The following is a 20,787-nucleotide window of genomic DNA, read 5'->3' on the forward strand; positions in this document are numbered from 1 at the left end:
GGCGCCGTGAGGGGCTGCGAATGCCACCGGCGTTCACCCGTATGGATATCTAAGCGGAAAAACATGCGTCTTTGCTTTTCAGCCCTGTCAAGCTTTACAGGGTGTATCCACCGTATCCGACGCCTATATTGCTCTGGCAGGTGTGCGCTCGACGCGCTCGACTGCATCCTTCAAATCCATAAAAAATGGAGATTGCCATGGCAAATGTACCTCTCACCGGCACCTATACCTCGGCGGACAAAAATTTCACATTCAAAATCACGTCCGCCGATCCATCCAATGGCGTCATCGCTGGCGTCTATACCACCAACTATAGCCCGATCGGTGCGTTCACTTCCGAAGGCAACGTCGGACACTATGGCTGGGTGTTCAGCAAGGCCCAAGGCAAGGACGGCGTCGCGCCATTCAACATTAGCTTCGGCGGCAGCCAGCGCCCCAACCAACGTCCCTACAACATTGTCGATAGCTGGAACGGCGCCTATTTGACCGACAACACAATCGTTGCCGAAGGTACCCGTTCGTTCGTCAATAGCGATGGCGTGGTCGAAGTCGGCAGCCTGGGCACGTTGAAATTCGCACTCGGCTAAGCTGATTTGTCATGACGTTGGCGGCGGCAAATCATCGCTGCCGCATCGATGGACACAGCATTAACAGACCGTTGAAATACCTCCTGCGGACGTCATCCGAGCGGGAGGGGTAAACGTTGGAACAAGGAATCAAACAACACTGAGAGCGATGCGCGGAGCGGACGGTTACACCGTGACGATGTTCAGGATGGCGAAGCTAGATGACTTTGTGCCAGCCAATCATCCCTGCGACCGATTCGCATCTGGTTGAATGAGCCGCTCAAGCGCATGGACGACGTGTTCGCGCGCATGTACGAGAGCGATGCGAAAGGCGGCAGGCCGAGCATTGCGCCCGAGAAACTGGTTCGAGCAGCTGTTGCTGCAAGTGCTGTATTCGATTCGCAGCGAGCGCATGCTGATGGAGCAAATCTCCTACAACATGCTGTTTCCTGACCGGCTGCTCGCGCACGATGTCATCGTGGGGTTGCTCAACGAGACGGTGGAGACGGCGCATGCGCGCGGCTACCTCTCGGGCGAGTACTTCAGCGTCGATGCCACGCCGATTCAGGCGCGAGCGAGTCGAACAGTTGTTTCTGCTGACGCAGGCGGCTTACAACCCCACGCGCATGCGAACGCTCACGGCGAAAGCGGCATAGAGGCGAAAGTCGGTGTGCGACGGAAGCAATTCCGACCACTTCGGAGTCTGCATAACGTATTGAATATAAACAATTTCCATTGTTTGGTGGCCAAAGGTGCCTCTTGGGCATTCGGAAGGAATCTCGATCACTTGCTATGCAAGGAGCAGCAATCTTGACCAATTCTTGGTATGGTGGCCGAGTGACTGGAGGGACGAGAATCAGCTTATGTGGATCGACGCGCGCCAGCGTCGTAACGAGTGGGCTAGCGTGCGCGTTATCGACGGTACGAAGCTGGTTGAATGGACGCACGAGATGCCAGCGGTCGAACTTTGGCTCGCGAAACGCCTAAAGGTCGCCGTGCATCAGCTTGAACTGCCGGGCGAGCATTGGGAACGCATCAGTTCGGGCGATGGCGAACCCGCGCTGACACCGGCGACATTCCTCGCCACGCGGCAGGACGCGTGTGGCCGGCTCGATGAGGTTCTGCGCGGGGACGTCGCGCGGCTTCGGCTGGAAACCGCTCACCCTGACCAGGCCGTTGATTTTGTTTCTGCTTACATTGCGAGCCTCGAGCCTGAACGGCGTGCAGACATCGCCGGCACATGTGTGCTGATCTCGGGAGTCGACGCGTGGACGGACTTCGTTGCTCGTGGACAGCCGCATGTCCTGATCGCCGCGCCGGAGTTTGACGTCGTCAGTGAGCAGGGAGCTATGTTGCTCGACAAGGCGCGGCGGGCCGGTCATCGCGTTGTGTTCAGCGGATCTCCCGGAGGCGTAAGAGACTCGTTCACTGTGCATCTGCCCAATCCGTCCACGTACGAAATTGAGCGTACTCTAAGAGAGGCGGGCTTTCCCGACGAGCGTGCCCGAGTTCTGGCGCGCAGAAGCAACGGCGATCTGAGTTCGCTCGTGCGCTGCTTCAAGGGATCGTCGGCGCTCCCGGCATGGGCTACAGGGCCATACGCACATGATCTCGCTGTCGCGATGCTGATTGGTGGGTGGCACGAGGAAAGAGCTGATGACATTGTCACTGTTGAAGCAGTATCGGGAAAACGTACACGGAATGGGTGCAGGTCCTGCGTCGGGCGACAGCGGAACCGGGTTCGCCTCTGACGCACCGGGACCGGGTCTGGAAGTTCGTCGCACGACATGACGGATGGCGAACGTTGGCGGACCGTGTCTACGATTCACATCTGGATGCATTCAAAGCGGCGTCTCTCGCTGTGCTGGCAGAGGATGATCCAGCGCTTCAACTGGAAAAGGAGCGGCGTTACGCAGCGGCGTTGTATGGGAAAGCGTTCTCATACTCGTCGACGCTTCGCGAAGGTATCGCCGAAACAATCGCGTTGATAGGAGCGCAACCGGACGCGCTGACGTCATGCACCGTCGGGCGCCCATCAGGCATTGCGTCCCAGATTGTCACAACGCTTCTTGAACGCGCATCGTCGCGCCGTTGGGCAAGACTGAATGGGGTGTTGCCGCTGCTCGCCGAAGCTTCTCCACTTTCGTTTCTTGAATGCGTCGACAGCGCTTTGGGTGAGGAGCCGTCGCCATTTGTCGGAGTCTTCGAAGAGGAAGATAGCGGAGCGTTCGGGCGCAACTACATGGCCGGACTTCTTTGGGCGCTCGAAACGTTGGCGTGGCAACGGGAGCACCTTGGGCAGGTTGTGAGCTGCCTTGCGGAGCTCGATACACTAGATCGTGGCGGCAACTGGAAGAATCGTCCGCTGAATTCGCTTATCACGATTTTCCTCCCGTGGCTTCCACAGACCTGTGCGCCGTTCTCATCGCGTCTCACGGCCGTGACGGGTCTTCAGCATTCGTTTCCCGAAGTCGGCTGGAAACTCCTTCTGGGACTGCTTCCGAACGCAAACGTCTTTTCAAATGGCGCTCGCAAGCCGACGTTCAGGGCGTCGATTCCGGAGACCTGGTCGGACTCGGCCGGGGAAGCATCGTTCGAAGAGCAAACTAGCGCATACGTGAGGCTTACGATCGACGCCGCAGGATCGAATGGCAGGAAGCTCGCCGACTTGGCTTCGCGTATTGATTCTCTGCCGTTTCCGTTGTGGAACGATGCGGCGTCGCTGCTCGATAGCGATGCGGTCAAAGCGCTCGACGAGCCTGTTCGATATGAGATATGGAAGGTGCTTCAGGAAATGGTGGGGAAGCACAGCCAATTTCCAGACGCGGAATGGGCGATGGCATCTGTCCAAGTCGGTCGTCTCGTCGATATCGTTGCGAAACTTGCACCGCAATCTCCTGCGCTTCGGCACTTCGGACTGTTCGACCCGAATGATCCTGTCACCTATCAGGACGGCGAGGACTGGCACGACCATTCACGTATGCTAGCGGAAAAGAGGCGCGCGGCCGTCCGCGAACTTTTGGTTCAAGGACACCAGGTGCTTGTCGACTACATTGAAGTGGTGAAATCGCCGGGTTTGCTTGGGGCTGCATGGGGCGAGATTGGTGGTACGGACGACGACCGCCTGATCTTGCCAGCTTATCTGGTCAGTGATGTGGTCTCGCTTCGTGACAGCGCAACGAGCTACGCTTTGGCGAGGTTCAGGAAGGGCGGATGGGCGTGGGTCGACGGCCTGTCGCTGTTAGAGTGGTTGCCCGACGAAGCTGCGCGGCTACTCACGGCAATGCCTTTTTGCAATGAGGCCTGGCGGCGCCTCAATGTGCTGGATACTGCAGTCAGCCCGATGTATTGGGCTACAGTCGGAGCGAATGTTGATATCGAGCCTGATGAATTGCTGTCAGGTGCCGCGCAGCTCCTTTCGAACAACAGGCCTTTCACAGCGATGCGGCTGCTCCATAGGGCGCTGCACATCAGACAGTCGGTGTCAACCTCGCTTCTATCGGACGCGTTTCTGTCTGCGATTTCCCCGAAGGCGGACTTCGCCAGTATCGGCTCGAGTGATATAGGTACGCTGCTCGGAGAATTGCAGAGCAGGGCGGATGCTGACGTCGAAGCGGTGTGCAGGATCGAGTGGGAGTTTCTTGTCCTTCTGGATCGCGATCCACGGTACAAACCAGTTTTCCTCCACCGGCGGATGGCGAACGAACCGGCGTTTTTCTGTCATTTCGTGATGCTTGCATTCCACTCGGCCACCACCGGCGTGGCGGCTGAGGATGATCATGACGCAGACAAGGGCTCGAAAGAGGCCGTTGCTAGCAACGCTTATCAGCTTCTTGCCGGATGGCACTTGTGTCCGGGAATCGACGATGATGGACTGGTGCAAGGCGCCGTATTCACGACATGGCTAGCAGATGTCAGGCGACAATGTACTGAGAGCGGACACCTTGATGTTTCGATGAGTATGCTTGGCAAATGCATTGCTCACGCTCCAGCAGATCGGGATGGGCTCTGGCTCGATCGAACCGTGGCAAACGCGTTAAATGGCCGCGATGCCGAGGCCATGCGCAATGGAATGGTTACCGAAATGTTCAACTCGCGCGGGACATACGGTTTCTCCGGCGGCGCAGCCGAGCTCGAAATCGCCAAACAGTATGACGGCCGTGCGACGGCTATCGCCGAGGCAGGCTACTCACGTCTGGCTCAAGACATTCGAAAGCTCGCGCAGTCATACGCTAATCAGGCTGAGCGCGATCGATTGCGGGGCCCTTACGGCGCATAGAATGCGAATACTCCTCTGCAACGGCTATTCTGAAGGAATCACTCCCTGACGCGGGGGATCAAAACTCAAGAGCGCAAAACCAATGGCAGTTGAGCAGGGCTTGTAATAGCGCGACCTTCCATGAATTGCATCGACTCTTGCGTACGGCGCGCAACCGCCGTCCAAGGGCGTCCCGAATCTCCGCCGGTGTCATAGGGGGGTCTCTGAAGGTATTCGCCAGTTCCGTTAGCTCCGCTCCGGCGTGCTTGGCGAACTTACTGCCGAGTCCGTAGTCCCGAAAGTGATTTTCCGCACGACGGACTGATAGCGCACCCCAATGTTGAGGGGGGCGGACAAAGTACCTTGCCGAAAGCGGTGACGTGCGGTCTATTTCGGCGAAAAGCCACTGCTCTCGCATTAGGGGAGCGATGTCGTAATACGGATGGAAACTTTGACCATCGTCTGCAGCCTTTGCCAACTTTTCTGAATTGCATTCTCTGCATGCTGGGACGAGATTTTCGGGTAGAACCGAAAACCAGGGAAAGGTAGATTTGGGGAGGAAATGATCGATCGTTGAGACTACGCTCACACCGCATGTTGGACACTTTTCATCGTCAGCAGCAGCGCACAGCTGGTCATAAATTTCACGAGCCGCCTTGTTTTTCTGGACCATCTGAGCCTTGTATAGACTCCGTAGTTCGCCTCTGGTTACCTGGCCGATGATTACTTCTGTGTCGCGCGTTTGTCGAGCGGGTTTCACGTCATGCAACATACCTTCACTGGCCATGTAATGGTAGAAATTGCCGATATGTTTTATGTTCAGTGCGACTGCCCGCAACCTACGCTTCAGGTCTTCATTGGCGATGCTTTCGACGCACATGTCGAATACAAGGTTAGGGGGAAACTCGGGTTTCGGGATTGCGAACATTCAGCCATTCCTTGACGAAAGCATTGCACGCAGGACTGCCTGTCCTTCGAGGCCTAGCTGATCGTCATACTCCGAGAGAATCTCGTCGAACGTTTGGCCACTTGCCACTGCCTTTGCCAGAAGATCGTGGAAACCCGAATTGGTTACATCGAGGCCAAATATTTCGCGGGTCAGCGACCCAACGTTCTCGCCGAAAGTCTCGATATCAGGTCGCTTGGCTTGGCTGGCATCTCCAAAACGCCTGATTTTCCAGACACACGACCTCGGGACTTCCTGTAAAGCGACTGGCGAATGGGTCACGATTATTGCCACGGCGTTGCGACTGGCCAGCAACTCCGAAAGTGCACGAGTGAAAGCAGACAGAAGGGGCGGATGCAGATGGCTTTCCGGCTCGTCAAGCAGTATCAGGCTCTTCTCTTCGACGGTCTCGACGAGTCGGGTTATTGTAAGCAGGACGATCTTGTGACCCGAGCTCAACGTCTCAAACAGCTCGCGGGCACGAATGCCCGCAGCAGGCACCGCCAACATACCATCAGCAAGAGTCGAGAGATTCTTGTTGGCGAAATTTTCATCGAATGCGAGCGTACGAATCGCCCTGCGCCAGTGTTCTCGCTTGGTCGCCGTAGTAAGGCAAACTTCGAGGCTCGCGGCAAACTCGCTGGATAGCTCGGTAAGCGGCTTGAGCGTCGTACCATCGGCGGCCGCCGTGGCGGTCCGTCGTTTCAGACCAACGTAGAAGTAACTCACGCCTTTTGACCTGTCTGTGCGATCCGGGGGCGGATTGAAATCGTCAAAGGCGCTGAATGCGACGGAAGTTACACTGCTGAAATAGTTTGGAGGCATGGGTTGACGCGTTCCGTGCCGCCACTCGGCGATACTGAACCCACCCACCTCTGACGAAGGGCTTTGGTCAACAATCGCGCTAACGATTGAGTTAAGGAGCGTCGTCTTCCCGACGCCGTTTCGACCAATGACAACGTGGATGTTGGTCGGGGGGCGCGAACTTGGACTAACCTCGAATGCGAGCTCCATAGGCACTCGTCTATCTCCGACAGGAGTGGTGTAATAAAAGTTAAAGTCAGTGAGTGCCACCCCCCCTTGGAGGATGCGTTTGAGCTGTCCTTCTATTGCAGAACGACTGACAGAACGGAGCAGGGAGGTTGCAAACACCTGTTCATCGTCTACGCGCGCTCGGAGCATCGGGGCAAAAACCACATCTCTCATGCGTCGCAGGTATTCCTTGCGCAGCGTTTCCGGCAGGTCCATTAGACGTTCATAGTAGTCTGGCTCTTGGCCTAACGAAAAATACCCTTCTTGAAGAGCCGTGAATGACATTGGCAGCGTATCGGATGTGCGGCTTGGTTGCTGTCCAATGTACCCAATCTTCACAGGGCCTATCTCGTGGGTTTCCCCTTTGTCGTCGTATATGCGTGCGACAAAGAACGTTTTGAACGAGTAATCATCCCAGTCGTCAAGAAGAAGTACGACCAGGTTGGTCAAGTGGACGCCCTGAGGTGGCGCGTTCAGGAAAAACTGCAGGGACATGTAGCCTCCGACTCGAGGCCACAATTCTAACCTGCTGCAGATCTGCAATATGCGATGTTTAGGTTGTCAGCCGTGAACCGCGCCGAATTTTGCGGAGGCTCGCATTCTTGAGAGAATCGAGCCATGATCAAGAAGGTAACCAAGTTTTCCCCGGAAGTCCGCGAGCGCGCTGCGCGCCTGGTACGCGAACAGCATAGCGAACATCGCAGCCTCCGGCGCCGGACACCCGGCGGCCGGACAGCTTACGCGGTCCGAGATGCGACATTACTACTTTGCTCCTACACACAATGTCAAAGCCATTCTCAAATGTCCGCTTGCTAGCCATATAGAAATGTCCGATTTTGAGATAGGTTTTAGGGTTGGTTTTGCTGCTTGTTTCCCGGGTTTCGTCGTTATGCAGTGTCGAAGGAGGGTGCCTGAACGGGCAGGGTGCTTACGCCTGCTTCGACTGCTTTGGTAGACCGACGACCCGGTTTGCGGGGTTGCTTGGAGGGTTGCCGGCGTTGCGCCAGTTCCACGATCACGCCGTCAACATCAGCTTGTGTGAACTCACGCTGTTTCTTCGTGCCGTCCAGACGTTCAGGCTTCCGAACTTCGAGGCCCTGATTCGTGCGTGACGGCGAACCGGAAGCGCGTCGGTTATCGCGCTGCGCCTGAAGCGCCTGCGCAACCTGCAGCACGTGGCTCAGGCGTTTGTGTTCGACGACGGCACCTTGATCAATCTCGGCCAACCGGTCGTACTGCCGACATGGCAGCACGCAGCCGTCGGCGCGTATCTCGATCCGTCCGTCCGGGTACTCCCAGACGTCGATGTAACGGTGAATCAGCTTCCGGTTCGCCAGCGTATCGTCCAGCAGATACATCACCCGGTCGTACTGCACCGTCAGCGACTTCGTGACCCGGCGCGTCTCGCGCCAGGTCATCAGCCGATCCAGATCCTCCTCGTCCCGCAACGATCGATGCGCATCGAAGTCGCTCCTCGGTGGCTTTGCGAAGCGGGCGTTGTAGGCAGCGATGAAGGAGGGCGCATACGCGTTGGCGTCGGCCACCGTGCTAATCCCGCGCAGCCGCAGCTCCTTCACCAGCCGGTCCTGCAGCGTCAGGTGCGCGCGCTCGACGCGCCCTTTGGCCGAGCTGCTGTTCGCGCAGAACGTGTCGATGTTCAATTCGTACATCGCGCGACCAAAGTGCGTCACGCTGTTACCCGTCTTGCCAGCAGACGTGCCGCGGAACACGCTCGCCTTGTCGCTATAGAACGCCACCGGCTTGCCGTAGCGCTCCAAATACGCCCGCGTCGCCTCGAAGTAGCTGAACGTCGATTCGGTCGCGGTAAAGTGCAGATGCATCAACCGGCTCGTCGCGTCGTCCACATACACCAGCAGCGTGCAGGTCGACGCCCGTTCCTCGAACCATCGATGATCGCTGCCGTCGATCTGAATGAGTTCACCCAGGCATGCGCGACGCGCTCGCGGCTGATAGACCTTCGGCGGACGCTGCCGGCGTGGCACCCACAAACCAGCATCCGTCATCAGCTTGCGGACAGTCTCCTTGGCCAGCCGAATGCCGTGGCATTCCCAGAGCTTCTCGCAAGCCAGCGTCGGCCCGAAATCAGCGTAGCGCTCTCGAATGATCTCAAGCGCCCGCCAGCCAGATCCTCGTCCAGCCGCCGATTACCGGAACGCCCGCGCTTGCGCGAGGCCAATCCAGCTGCGCCAGATTCGCGATAACGATCCACCAGACGCTGGACCTGGCGCACGGTCAGGCCCAGCCGTTCCGCTGCGCGTCCGGGCTTAAGCCCCATGTCCACCACGGACTGGATTACCTTCAGACGGTCGAGTTCTCGCATGTTCAGTGTCACCAGTGCACCTGGATACATGGCCGGCTCCGTGATCCCGCAAGGAACCGGCAAGCATACCGAGGGCAAAACACGACATTTCTAAATGGCCAGAACACGACATTTGCATATAGCCGCTACACACAAACTATCGATAATTTAGCTTATGTCAAATAAGAGATCTGGCAAGGCTAACTCCTTTGATTCGGTTGCCATAGCGCCGTCGAGAAAATTTCGCGAGCAGCAACATCGACCTACGCGCCCAGCCTCGCTTACTTATCCATCGCTACGCCCAGCGATGCGCGTGCGTTTCCCAACTCCGCTGCCTGCGCGCCGACGGTCGCACGTAAGGCATCGCGTTCGGATTCGATGCAACCTTTTTGGCGAGAGCGCGATCACCAACTGCCTGTATCTGCTCGTCGCTCGCCTGTCCTTCTTGCACGCTTTGGCTCTCAGCACCGGATTCGGCGGCCAGTCGCGCATTGTCCTTGTCGGCCGAACAATTGCGCTTTAGATGCTTTGGGCAAGTTTGCGACCTTCGTGGCTAACCATGGCGGGCACACACAAGCGGCCCGCCGTAAGGTTCTCATAGTTGCGGGGACGTCAACTGTTGGACGCCCCACCATCGCGAACCTTCAAGTGGATCATTGGAAAGTGTTCATAGTGGCCGACTCCGTTCTTGATGAACGGATCTTGCGACGTGAGTTCGGCGATATCTTGGCCATCTGGGAGTTGATAGAGCGACACCCCGTACCCTCCCGTGTCATCAATCACTGGACCATGAGCCACGACCAACCCCTGCTTAAGCAAGGAGTCGAGGTAGCTTGCATGTTGCATCATCCATTCCTTCTCGTCGGCAGACATGGTGTCGAGGAAGTTGGGGCGAGGCGGAACGAACTTGCACAAAAAGTATTTCACGATAATCTCCACTGTTTCAAGCACCGGCCGGTGCTCCTCTCGAGGGAATCTCCGAGCCCTATCTGCGTTGCCGCAGGCAAAACTCTGGCACGAGCAACGCCTCCACTGGTGACCCATAACACGGGAATTCGAGCCTAGAGCAACGCTGGGCTATCAATGCGATCTCCCTCGCGCTCTGAGGTAATTTTTACACCTCTTCGCTCAACTGAGGCCGAACGCTTTTCGCACACTCGAATCAAAGATCTTCGCGGGTGCGAAACGTCGCAACTTGCTAAGCAGCGATGCTTCCCCTTTTGGGGTCCAACGCATACGCCACGGGCCGACGGCCGCCTCAATAATCGTCCCAGCAACGTGGTCAGGACCCGGTGCAGCGGTTAGCTTCTTCGCAAATGCCTCGGTAGAACTAACTCGCCCCGTGTCGTAGTCACTGATTGTGGTCGCTGGACGAGCGGACTGTGCGTCAAGGTTTGTTCGTGTATAGGCAGGTTCGACGATAGCCACTCTTACACCGAACTTGCGAACTTCGTGATCCAGCGATTCCGACAAACCTTCGAGGGCGTGCTTGGATGATGTGTAATGTCCTAAGTAGGGACCCGGGATAAAGCCGAGTACTGAACTGATGTTAACAATACGTCCGGAGCGCTGGGTTCGCATGTGCGGAAGTACGGCCTGTGTTACACGAAATGCGCCAAACACGTTTGTTTCGAAAAGCGTCTTGACTTGGTCGATCGACGCTTCCTCCATTGCACCTAGCAGAGACGTTCCAGCGTTGTTGATCAGCACGTCGATATAACCCGACCTCTCGATGACCTGCCGGACACCGCGTTGTACAGAGTCGTCATCACTGACGTCCATCTCGATAAACTCCACGCCAGGTAACGAAGGGGCCTTTGCAAGATTGCGTGCAGTGCCGAATACGCGCCAGCCGCGTTCAGCGAGCTTTTTGGCAACCGCCGTTCCGATTCCAGATGATGCTCCGGTAACAATGGCGACTTTCTGCTTCGACATTTGAAGTTCCTCAGTTGATCTAATGTGGGTTGTTACATTGACTAGGGGAAATCTGTGAAGTCACGGCTACTTCTCCTTGCGAAGGTCAGTTCTAGGCCGCAAACACGGAGCGCAGATGCCCAGCGCCACGTTGCACTCACTCAGCGACGCAAACCTTTGGGCGCCGCCGTCGACAGCGGGTTGTGCAAAGGTCTTGCCGATGCCTCGATTGGCGCAAGTAAAAAAACGCAATACTTCCACTGCCCTACACCGCTTTCTCCAAGTAAAGGAAACCGTGAGCCTGCTCACGAGACATGTCTCGTGCATGGGGCCAGCAAGGCCGAACTACCCGAGGCCCCGACCTCGGCCTAAGCGGGCCAGACCATCGGACGCAATAGATGATGGTCATCATACTTAGGCGATAGTATGATGGGCATCATCTTACCGGTCAAGCATGGCCGCTCATGGACGAAGAGGCATCTATATATGCGCTACCCCGCAGGCGAGACCGCGCAGCGGCATCAAAAGATCATAGAGGAGGCCTCTCGGCTCTTTAAGTCCAAGGGCGTAGGCGGTGCCAGTATCGGAGATGTGATGAAGGCCTCCGGGCTGACCCATGGTGGTTTTTACGCACATTTCGATTCCAAGGAAGCGTTGATATGCGCAAGCCTCGAGCATGCAATGGATCAAACTATTGAAGAAATGCATCGCGTGGCAAGCTACGGAGAGAATCGGAAAGCGGTATTTCTCTCTAATTATCTAAGCGCTTCACACCGAGACCATCCGGAAGTTGGATGTGCATTGTCGGCGTTCGTGGCTGATGCGGCGCGCGAACCCGTGATGCGACATACCTTCACCACCCGACTGAAGGCTATGATTTCAGCTTTAGGGGAAAGCCTTCCATGGAGGGGCGGAAGATCAAAGGAAAGTCAAGTAATTTGCTTCACTGCAGCAATGGTTGGAGCGGTGGTAATTGCACGCGCAGTCGACGATCCGGCGTTCTCCGATTCCATACTAGCGTCGGTACAGCACGAATTATTGAACCGTTGACATTTCGACGGGGGGAAGCTCACGTCAAGTGGAAACGTGCATTCAAGTGCTACGATTGACGACTCGTTGCCAGCGAGGTCGTTCTACCGGGGAATGAATATGCGAGAGGAAGAGGCACTTCTGTTTCGCCACGTAAGCGCCGATCGTGGTGTCTTATATCGCCAGATTTTGGATGTTTTCGCCTCGGCGCGGCGCCAATTTCGGCTCCAACTGCGACCAGACGATGTTCTTGCCGAAGGCGCTTGGGGCTTGCAACCGCCCTCGCCGGAAGACTTGAATCTAGCACTCGCTCAGCTTACTAGTTGGGGAAATCTCGAAACGCAGGCCGATATGAGCCGGGCCTCGAGTCTAAGCATGTTCTATCGGGCGCGTCTCTTGTATCGACTTTCCAAGGGGGGAGAGTCGGTCGAAGCCTCTCTGGAGGTGTTTCAGCAGGCGATGAAACGCAAGGCTGAACTTCAGACCGTTGCTTTAGACGATATCGCCACAAGCTTGCACGCCTTGGTGTTGCTCGGCAAGGATCCTGAACCTGACGTTGCAAAGGTACACGAACTTTTGCGAGACCTGATGCAACGCTTCGAAGACCTGGCCGAGAATGCACGTGGTTTCATGGCCAGCGTTGCACGCGGTATAGAGCTCCAGCACGCCGAAATGTCGGCTGTCATCCGCTACAAAAAGAACTTTATCGACTATATCGAACGCTTTATTGGGGACTTTGTTCGTCGCTCCGACTCTATCAGTAGGGCTGTAACAGAGCTGGAGCCGACAATGAGCAGTCTACTCTGGCAAGTCGCACAGCGCGAGGCGTCTGATGCGGCACCCACCGAAGAAGGCCGAGCTGAGGTGAGCCCGCTCCGCTGGAAATCTTGGCGAGATCGATGGAAAGGCCTTCGCGGATGGTTCCTTCCGACTGGGAGCGAGCCCCCACAAGCCGAGTTGCTTAGGGGGCGGGCTCGGTCGGCCATTCCACAATTGCTTGGAGCCATCAGCACCCTGAATGACCGCCGCAGTGGGCGCAGTGACCGCTCCGCGGATTTTCGAACGCTCGCCTATTGGTTCGCCAGTTGTGAAGACAATAGTCAAGCACACAGGCTTGCGAGAGCCGCCTTTGCGCTCAATTCTGCAAGGCATTTTTCTCTCAATCCGTCCAGCGACGACAGTGTAAGCGCAAGCACGCCCTGGGCTAGCGCGCCGCCACTGACAATTCACCCGCGGTTGCGAGAGTACGGTGAGGCGGCTCCTCGCGCGCCCCTTGGGCGCATCCGCGACCGCAGCGAAGATCGTGCTCGGCTGCAAGCGTACGTTACGGAAGAGACGCGCCAAGTTGAGGCTGCTCGGGCCCGTCTCGCGACTGAGAAGCCGTTCAGACTGTCGGAAGTCAGCACTTGGGAAAAGCAAGAGTTTGACCTGTTTCTGGCAATCTTGGGCGACGCGTTAGCCAACCAGAGATCTGAGAACGCCGTTGTCGAGTGCCAAACAAGCGATGGCCTATTGCGCATACGAATGGAGCCCCTAGGTGACTTCACGCGCGCGGTGATTGACACGCCCGACGGGACGTTCGCCGGTCGAGACCACATACTCACTATCATTTCGACGGACGATACGGTATGAGGCGTGCGGTTGATACCCAAAGCATTGGCCAGCACCAGGAGCAGCAGGCGAAGGAGGAGCGCCAGGACGCGTTGCGCGCACTTCTAATGCAGCCTTTGATGAACTCGAATAGCGAGATGTTTCCTGCTGTTCGTCGGCATGCGGAGCACCTACGCGATTGGTTTGCTCGGGAAGCCGGTTGGCCGTTGCATATCGAGCGTGACGGCGCAAGGTTATACAAGCGCCCTGCTGACCTGGAGGACACATCACGCGGACTCAGGGACTTCGACAAGCGCCGATATATTCTGTTGTGCTTGGTATGTGCCGTGCTCGAGCGGGCAGATACGCAGACAACACTCGCGGTCCTCGGCGACACGCTTCTGACGTTGGTTGACGATCCGTCGCTAGTTGGCCGCGGTTTTACCTACGGCCTTGAAAGCAGGTCCGAACGAGGAGAACTGGTGACGGTATGCAAGGCACTGCTGGAGCTTGGCGTCCTGAATCGTGTTGTTGGTGACGAAGACGCCTACGTCCAAGCGCCAGGTGCAGAAGCCGACGCTCTGTACGACATTAACCGACGTCAGCTCTCAGGCGTGCTAGCAGCCGTACGAGGTCCATCGACTTGGCCAGTTGGCGATAGCCCAATATCTCTCGAGGAACGTCTGCATTCCCTCGTGGACGAGCACATCCCCGACACGGATGAGGGCCGAAGGACTGCCGTTCGTCGCAACATTGCTCGTCGGTTGCTCGACGATCCGGTGCTGTACGTGGAGGAGCTGTCGGATGATGCCCGCAGTTATTTCCTCAATCAACGAGGTGCCATCGCGGCCCGTTTGGCCGACGGAACGGGAATGAGTCCCGAGCAGCGGGCTGAGGGCTTGGCCATGGTCGATGACGACGGGGAGCTCACCGACATCGCGATGCCTGCCGAGGGAACTGATGCACACGTCACTCTTTTAGTGGCAGAGTTGCTCTGCTCCAAGCATCGTCAGCAAACATTGGCTCAGGCGCCTAGCTCGGACCGCTACTCGATGAATCTAATTGCTGCGCACATTGGTGAGATCCGCGAGGAATTCGGCAAATACTGGCGGCGTTCTGCGCGTGAAGCCGGGGGCGAGGGAGAGCTTGCCGAGATTGCGGTGGGCCGTCTTCAGATGCTTCGGCTCATTAGACGAGAAGACGATTGGGTGATCCCCCTTCCAGCTCTCGCCCGGTTTTCTCTCGGTGAAACCGAGCTCAAACCTGTTGGTGGTAGTAGCTCCCAAGTACGAGACCTCTTCGACGACACTCAATCCAAATGAACATACGTCAAGATCTTCAGTTTCCGGCAGAGACGGTTCGTGCATTGCCTCAGCCAAGCCTTCAACGCTGGCAGCCGCTGCGCTTGGGCGTCATTGAGCTTTTCTACTACGACAGCGAAGAATTTTGGTTTAAGGACGGTCATCTTCTGCTACGAGGAAACAACGGAACTGGCAAGTCCAAAGTACTTTCGCTGACCATGCCGCTGCTGCTGGATGCGAACCTCAAGCCTTCTCGAGTTGAGCCGGATGGGGACTCTACCAAAAAGATGGCGTGGAACCTGCTCCTGGGTACCACCGATAGGCGAATGGGCTATACGTGGATTGAGTTTGGTCGAGTAGATCCTGACGGTACCCTCCACTTCCTCACTCTTGGGGCTGGCTTGCTGGCGGCTGCAGCCAAGCCGCGTGTGGAGAGCTGGTTCTTCGTTTTGGAGGGGGCGGGAGATGGGCCTCGTGTTAACCAAGACCTCTGGCTCATGAGCAAGGGGCGGGTTGTTCTCACGAAGGAGAAACTTCGCGAACAGGTTTCAGGTCGCGGCCATGTCTTCGATACGGCCGAAGCCTATCGGCGTGCTGTAGACGAGCGGCTGTATCAGCTCGGACATCGGCGCTACGATGCGCTCATCGACACATTGATCCAACTTCGTCAGCCCCAACTCTCCAAGAAGCCAGATGAGACTCTTCTTTCAAATGCACTAAGTGAGGCACTGCCCCCCATCCGTATTGAGCTGCTGGGGGACGTAGCGACTGCACTTGGACAACTTGAGGATGATAGGCAGGAGTTAGACGAATATGAGGCGCTGGCTCGCGCGGTCGGCCGCTTTGACACGCAATACCGCACCTATGCTGGTACTCAGGCTCGTCGTTCAGCTCGGCGACTACGTCAGGCGCAGACGGAGTTCGACAACGCCAGTCAAGCAAGAACCAAGGCGCATGAAACGTTCGCCGAAGCACACGTGAGTGAGCAGGAGCAGTCCGCAATTCATGAAGCTGCGGAACTCGCGGTTACCGAGGAGCAGGCAAGATATCAAGCTCTTCAGGACAGCCCGGGGATGCGAGACGCCAGACGGTTGTCGGATGCTAAAAGCTACGTCGAGCGTCGGGAAAGCTCTGCGGAGGCGGCCCACCTAGCGTTGACCACCTCACAGTTGCGCCTAGCGAAGGAGCGTAACGAAACCGGCAGGAGCAAAAAGCATCTGACGGAAGCCGAGCACCAACTCGCGATCGAGCGAAGCAAATGTACCAAACAGGCCGAGGATGCAGCCCTTGGTGAGCCATATGCTGCGAATGACATGGCTTGCGCAACCGCGTCTACCCTGGTCGACATGTCATCGAAAGACATCGAGGGCAGTCAGAGCCGACTTCGCGAGCGCATTTCCGAACGACGAGACAACGTCAAGCACGTTCGCAGATTGATCGCGATTCTGGCTGATGCCGAAGCGGATCATGCCTTGAAGGAGTCGAGGCACGAGGCCGCCGTCGATCTACTTAACGACGCCAACGAGCGCCGCGCCGTCGCTGATGAGTCTTTTGAAAATGCAGGGCGCGACCTCCTCGCGGCTTGGACATCGCACTTCGCCAGCCTCAAACAACTCGATCCCGACCGTGAAGCCCTTCACCTGCTAGCGGACTGGGTAGTGAGGTTGAACGACGAAAATCCTGCATTGCGCTCGCTCCTAGACGCGCGAGATGTGACTAGCCGCCGTTTGGCCAGTGCCAGAGTTGAACTCGAGGCCGCTCAGCGTGCTGTTAGAGAGGAGCAGCATAAATTGACGACGGAGAGACAGCAGCTCACCACTGGTGTAGATGCGGAGCCTGCCCCGCCACTGTTTCGCGATACTTCTGCTCGTTTGAATCGTCCCGGTGCCCCATTCTGGAAGCTCGTGGACTTCACCGCTGACGTCCCAGACTCGTCGCGCGCAGGCTTGGAAGCGGCGTTGCAAGCATCTGGCATTCTCGATGCATGGGTTTCGCCAACGGGGGCACTACTGTCTAGCGACGGACGACCGCTCATCGACGAGACGCTCCAAGCGCGCCCAGCGACTGAGCGCCCCCTCTCCTTCTGGCTGATTCCTAGTTTGCCGCCGGACTGCGATGTGCCAGCAGACGCTATTGAGAGCGTACTTCAAGGCATTTCATGTACGGACGGCGAGGAAGCCGAAGATACAGCGTCGGAAACCTGGATCTCGGTTGATGGGCGCTACAGACTGGGTGCTCTCGCCGGTGGATGGCAGAAGGCCCAAGCAGACTTCATCGGTTTCGCCGCGCGGGCTGCTGCACGCGCGCGTCGTCTTCAGGAGATTGAGGCTCGCCTCCTTGAGCTTGACGAGCTGAGTGAGTCCAACGCTGAGTCAGAGGCCGAACTGAAACAAGCAGACGCCCTTGCGACATCGGAGTGTGCGGATTCGCCAAGGGATGATGCACTGCGGAACGCGAGTAGCCAGTGTGCCTCCATCGCTCGAGAGATTTCCAACCTCCGGGTAAAACTTGCACAAGCGGAGACTGTGCTGAAACTTGCCCTTGATAACGTAGACGCCGAGACAAAGAAACTCAGTGATGATGCTGGAGATCTCGGCTTGCCTTATACCCCTGAGGCATTGGATGAGGTGCAACACGCCCTCGGTAATTTTAGTGACCACCTGGGACGTTTGTTTCAGGCGGTCACTGAGCTGCGAATAAGGTGGCCGCTGTACGAGGAGCAGCTCGTGCGTGAGGACGATGCCGCTCAAGCAGAGGCTACAGACACCGCAGCTTTGGAGGCTGCGAAGACTGAGGCTGTCTCAGCGCGTGCCACTTACGAGACACTGCGCGAATCTGTTGGGTTGAAGGTAGACGAATTGATGGCGCAGTTGTCTCTGTCCAAAGCAGCGGTTGCCACAAAGGAAGATGAACGCAAGAAAGCGAACAAGTTACTGCGAGAGGCCATTGAGAGGCGAGCCGTAGCTGAGGCAAACGCCAAGAATGCCGACAGTGCTTATGAGCAGAAACTCGCCGAGCGGTCGACGTCTGTCACTTATCTTCAGGCATTCGCCGCAAGCGGGATGCTTGCCGCTGGAGCACCGGAAGTTACCTTCCAAGATGTCACCGTGCCTTGGACGATCGATCCTGCCTTGACAACAGCCCGACGTCTCGAACAAGTCCTCTCGAATGTGAAAGCGGACGATGACGCCTGGACTCGCGTGCAAAGCCATATCCACGAAGACTATGCCGACCTCCAACGCGCGCTCACGGCTATCAGTTACCAATCGATTGCCGAGCAAACCGATTTTGGTCTGGTCGTCACAGTCATCTATCAGAACCGGCCTGAGCGGCCCGACCAGCTTGCCATGCGTTTGACCGGAGAGATTGAAGAGCGCAAAGAACTGCTCACTGCCAAGGAGCGCGAGGTGCTCGAAAACCATCTCCAAGCTGAGATCGCTGCGGAAGTCCAACGCCTTCTTCGGTCCGCCGACGAACATGTGAACGCCATCAATAAAGAACTCGACAAGCGACCAACATCAACGGGGGTTCGCTTCACCCTGAAGTGGACGCCGCTGTCGGAGCAAGACGGTGCTCCGGTAGGACTGGACGCTGCCAAAGAGCGGCTTTTGAACGTCAGCTCAGATCTATGGTCACAGGAGGACCGTCGCGTAGTCGGTGCTATGCTTCAGCAACGCATTACCGCGGAGCGTGAGCGCGCTGATGCTGGAGGAGCCAAGGAGAACGCAGGTGGTTTGCACGAGCAATTGGCTAGAGCGCTCGACTATCGTCGCTGGCATCGCTTTAGCGTCATGCGCTCAACCCCGCGTGGCTGGGCAAAGCTGTCTGGGCCCGCCTCAAGTGGAGAGCGCGCTCTGGGGTTGACGGTGCCGCTTTTCGCGGCGGTTGCGAGTTTTTACGGCGACAGCGCAAAGGCTATCTGTCCACGGATCATTCTCTTGGACGAAGTCTTCGCCGGCATCGATGACGGTGCCCGTGCGCACTGCTGGGCGCTCATTCGTGAGTTTGACCTTGACTTCATCATCACGAGTGAACGCGAATGGGCGTGCTCGGTCGAGTTGCCCGGCGTCTCGATTTGCCATCTGTTGAAGCGTGAAGGTGTTGACGCCGTGTTCGTGTCACGATGGGAGTGGGATGGACGTTCGAAGCGTCGACTATCTGATCCGAACAGGCGATTTGGCCCCCCGTCATGACCCGTGTTGATGCGCGCCTAGAGCGCCTTCTTGGAGGGGATGAACTCGCCCCGCTTCGTCGTCAATTACGACGGAGATTCGAGCGGGAAAGTCTCGATGACCCGGTTCGCGAGATACGGCTTAGCGGTTTGGCACCGCATGAACGTGATGCGCTCGCTCAGATAACGGGCAGCCGGAGTCGCTCAAGTGCGTCAATCGTGCTTGATCTGGCTGAGGTCGACAGAACGCTATCTGATGCTGGCGTCGCACCGTCACTGCGCACGGCGCTCGAACAATTGGATGGCCCTATCTTCCATATAGCGTCTGTGCGCGCCGCCGAAACGGCACGATGGAATGACGTCGTGTCGGTGCTTGAGCATCCTCATTTGACGCAATGGCTGTCTGTGCCTGCCAATCTAGGCATAGTCAAGCGCTTGAGTGCGTCAGACCACGTCATCGCGGAACAGATTTGCCGGGACGCAGAGGCGGTTTTGGCCCGTCTTCCTGCAAACGGGACAGCGCTTGCCCACTTGGCTGCAGATGTCCTCGGCGACGCACATGGATTGGATGCCGGACGGCCCGTTGCGACGGTGGCTATCAGCGTTATGCGCCGTAGCGAACCTCAGGACGAGGCGCTGCTCGCCGAAGACGATCGCGTACGTTCGGTTTGGGCACGAGCTGGTGTCATGGTCAATGAACTCGCGCGCCCTGCACTGTATCTAAACGTGCCATTCTCCGTCACCGACGGTTCGGCTGCTTTTACTTTGGGGAACCCGTCCTATGCATCACTGCGATGGCTCATGCGCTCGAATCCGCAGTGGGACGTTCATGAACGCGAGGTGTTTGTCTGCGAGAACCCGAACGTCGTGACCATCGCGGCTGACCACCTCGGTCGCCAGTGTTTGCCGCTAGTCTGCACGGACGGCATGCCTGCAGCTGCGCAACGCATTTTGTTGTCGCAGCTTCGCGCGGCGGGTGCGGTTCTCCGCTATCACGGCGATTTTGACTGGCCAGGTATTCGAATCGCGAATCTGGTTATACGGGAGCACGACGCGAATTCATGGCGCATGAGTGAGAATGACTATGTCGCTGCGGTAGAGCGCTCCCAAGGGCGCGGATCTGTCTTGTCCGGCGCAGAGATAGTCGCGATGTGGGAGCCATCCTTGTCGAGCCAAATGACCGAGTACGGGATCGGAATTTCAGAGGAGGCTGTAATAGCCCCTCTACTTTCCGATCTAGCGCGAGACTAGATGCCAGCCCAGATCAGCACATCAACTCAAGGTAATCCAGGTTCTGATGGGCACGGGGGGACGCCCGGCAGGCTGGTTATCCGGTATCGAGAGCACGGGCCCGTCGGCGTAGCTTCGGGCCGTCGCGGCCGACCGGGCAACCGCAAGCTCGACGAAGGGCTAGTGTTGAGTGCCTTGACTTCCATTCATGAGCGCCACGCCGATTTCGCCCGACGCCGGCCTGTGAGATGCTCTAGGAATGCTGCGGACTCACGACTTCCGGTCCCCTGTCATCCATTACTATGCAGTGGACTAGACTAAATCTGACAGTGGTTGGTTTTTCGTGCTGGCGCGCATTGGCGCAGAGGGCGTAGCCCGTAGCGGCAATGCGCGCCGCGAACAGCAAGGAGTCCACCATGACTCAGGAGCA

The 20,787-nt window shown here is 57.3% G+C and carries 13 protein-coding genes and 2 pseudogenes; 9 read left to right on the forward strand and 6 right to left on the reverse strand.

Annotated features, from left to right (window positions below; all coding sequences use genetic code 11):
* Positions 1-197 precede the first annotated feature (197 nt).
* The 4 genes and pseudogenes from G3O06_RS06725 to G3O06_RS06740 all read left to right on the forward strand — a co-directional run bounded on the left by G3O06_RS06725 (position 198) and on the right by G3O06_RS06740 (position 4,845).
* Positions 198-587 carry a hypothetical protein gene (locus tag G3O06_RS06725; protein WP_174966824.1) on the forward strand — a complete coding sequence of 130 codons (390 nt, stop codon included), beginning with the start codon at positions 198-200 and terminating at the stop codon, positions 585-587.
* 148 nt (positions 588-735) lie between these two features.
* Positions 736-1,143: pseudogene (locus G3O06_RS06730) on the forward strand (transposase); the annotation flags it as partial.
* A gap of 286 nt (positions 1,144-1,429) precedes the next feature.
* Entirely contained in the window at positions 1,430-2,317 is an 888-nt protein-coding gene (locus tag G3O06_RS06735; protein WP_205815500.1) for a hypothetical protein, read from the forward strand.
* Between the two features lie 53 nt (positions 2,318-2,370).
* On the forward strand, positions 2,371-4,845 hold the full coding sequence (locus G3O06_RS06740) for a hypothetical protein (RefSeq protein ID WP_205815501.1): 2,475 nt from the start codon (positions 2,371-2,373) through the stop codon (positions 4,843-4,845).
* Between the two features lie 58 nt (positions 4,846-4,903).
* On the opposite strand, the gene G3O06_RS06745 is transcribed toward G3O06_RS06740, so the two are convergent.
* The 6 genes and pseudogenes from G3O06_RS06745 to G3O06_RS06770 form a co-directional block, all read right to left on the reverse strand.
* Complete coding sequence (locus G3O06_RS06745) at positions 4,904-5,752, reverse strand: HNH endonuclease signature motif containing protein (RefSeq protein ID WP_205815502.1); 849 nt, start codon at positions 5,750-5,752, stop codon at positions 4,904-4,906.
* A complete protein-coding gene (locus G3O06_RS06750) occupies positions 5,753-7,297 on the reverse strand; it encodes an AAA family ATPase (protein ID WP_205815503.1) in 1,545 nt (514 codons plus the stop codon).
* A 66-nt stretch (positions 7,298-7,363) separates the two neighbouring features.
* The gene (locus G3O06_RS06755) at positions 7,364-7,501 is read right to left on the reverse strand and encodes a hypothetical protein (protein WP_205815514.1); all 138 of its coding nucleotides are present in this window, start codon (positions 7,499-7,501) and stop codon (positions 7,364-7,366) included.
* Between the two features lie 188 nt (positions 7,502-7,689).
* A pseudogene (locus G3O06_RS06760) lies at positions 7,690-9,173 on the reverse strand (ISNCY family transposase).
* Positions 9,174-9,734: 561 nt separating this feature from the next.
* Positions 9,735-10,049 (reverse strand): YciI family protein, encoded by a 315-nt coding sequence (locus G3O06_RS06765; RefSeq protein WP_205815504.1) that lies wholly within the window; start codon positions 10,047-10,049, stop codon positions 9,735-9,737.
* A gap of 201 nt (positions 10,050-10,250) precedes the next feature.
* A complete protein-coding gene (locus G3O06_RS06770; protein ID WP_205815505.1) occupies positions 10,251-11,057 on the reverse strand; it encodes an oxidoreductase in 807 nt (268 codons plus the stop codon).
* A 405-nt stretch (positions 11,058-11,462) separates the two neighbouring features.
* On the opposite strand from G3O06_RS06770, the gene G3O06_RS06775 reads away from it, so the two are divergent.
* From G3O06_RS06775 to G3O06_RS06795, 5 genes are all read left to right on the forward strand, one after another.
* A complete protein-coding gene (locus G3O06_RS06775; RefSeq protein WP_205815506.1) occupies positions 11,463-12,086 on the forward strand; it encodes a TetR/AcrR family transcriptional regulator in 624 nt (207 codons plus the stop codon).
* Positions 12,087-12,185: 99 nt separating this feature from the next.
* Positions 12,186-13,697 carry a TIGR02677 family protein gene (locus G3O06_RS06780; protein WP_205815512.1) on the forward strand — a complete coding sequence of 504 codons (1,512 nt, stop codon included), beginning with the start codon at positions 12,186-12,188 and terminating at the stop codon, positions 13,695-13,697.
* Positions 13,694-14,977, forward strand: coding sequence for a TIGR02678 family protein (locus tag G3O06_RS06785; protein ID WP_205815507.1), 1,284 nt, complete (start codon positions 13,694-13,696; stop codon positions 14,975-14,977). The genes G3O06_RS06780 and G3O06_RS06785 overlap by 4 nt, the downstream gene beginning before the upstream one ends.
* The gene (locus G3O06_RS06790; protein ID WP_205815508.1) at positions 14,974-19,149 is read left to right on the forward strand and encodes a TIGR02680 family protein; all 4,176 of its coding nucleotides are present in this window, start codon (positions 14,974-14,976) and stop codon (positions 19,147-19,149) included. The genes G3O06_RS06785 and G3O06_RS06790 overlap by 4 nt, the downstream gene beginning before the upstream one ends.
* Positions 19,146-20,378 carry a TIGR02679 family protein gene (locus G3O06_RS06795; RefSeq protein WP_205815509.1) on the forward strand — a complete coding sequence of 411 codons (1,233 nt, stop codon included), beginning with the start codon at positions 19,146-19,148 and terminating at the stop codon, positions 20,376-20,378. Before G3O06_RS06790 ends, G3O06_RS06795 begins: the two co-directional genes overlap by 4 nt.
* Positions 20,379-20,787 lie beyond the last annotated feature (409 nt).

Origin of the sequence: Burkholderia sp. Ac-20345, assembly GCF_017104825.1 — a bacterium.
Taxonomy (GTDB): Bacteria; Pseudomonadota; Gammaproteobacteria; order Burkholderiales; family Burkholderiaceae; genus Burkholderia; species Burkholderia lata_B.

Bases quoted from the DNA above. Each gene is read 5' to 3' on its own strand.
- G3O06_RS06725 (WP_174966824.1), top strand. From the start codon at position 198: ATGGCAAATGTACCTCTCACCGGCACCTATACCTCGGCGGACAAAAAT.
- G3O06_RS06735 (WP_205815500.1), top strand. From the start codon at position 1,430: ATGTGGATCGACGCGCGCCAGCGTCGTAACGAGTGGGCTAGCGTGCGC.
- G3O06_RS06745 (WP_205815502.1), bottom strand. From the start codon at position 5,752: ATGTTCGCAATCCCGAAACCCGAGTTTCCCCCTAACCTTGTATTCGAC.
- G3O06_RS06750 (WP_205815503.1), bottom strand. From the start codon at position 7,297: ATGTCCCTGCAGTTTTTCCTGAACGCGCCACCTCAGGGCGTCCACTTG.
- G3O06_RS06755 (WP_205815514.1), bottom strand. From the start codon at position 7,501: ATGTTCGCTATGCTGTTCGCGTACCAGGCGCGCAGCGCGCTCGCGGAC.
- G3O06_RS06770 (WP_205815505.1), bottom strand. From the start codon at position 11,057: ATGTCGAAGCAGAAAGTCGCCATTGTTACCGGAGCATCATCTGGAATC.
- G3O06_RS06775 (WP_205815506.1), top strand. From the start codon at position 11,463: ATGATGGGCATCATCTTACCGGTCAAGCATGGCCGCTCATGGACGAAG.
- G3O06_RS06780 (WP_205815512.1), top strand. From the start codon at position 12,186: ATGCGAGAGGAAGAGGCACTTCTGTTTCGCCACGTAAGCGCCGATCGT.
- G3O06_RS06785 (WP_205815507.1), top strand. From the start codon at position 13,694: ATGAGGCGTGCGGTTGATACCCAAAGCATTGGCCAGCACCAGGAGCAG.
- G3O06_RS06790 (WP_205815508.1), top strand. From the start codon at position 14,974: ATGAACATACGTCAAGATCTTCAGTTTCCGGCAGAGACGGTTCGTGCA.
- G3O06_RS06795 (WP_205815509.1), top strand. From the start codon at position 19,146: ATGACCCGTGTTGATGCGCGCCTAGAGCGCCTTCTTGGAGGGGATGAA.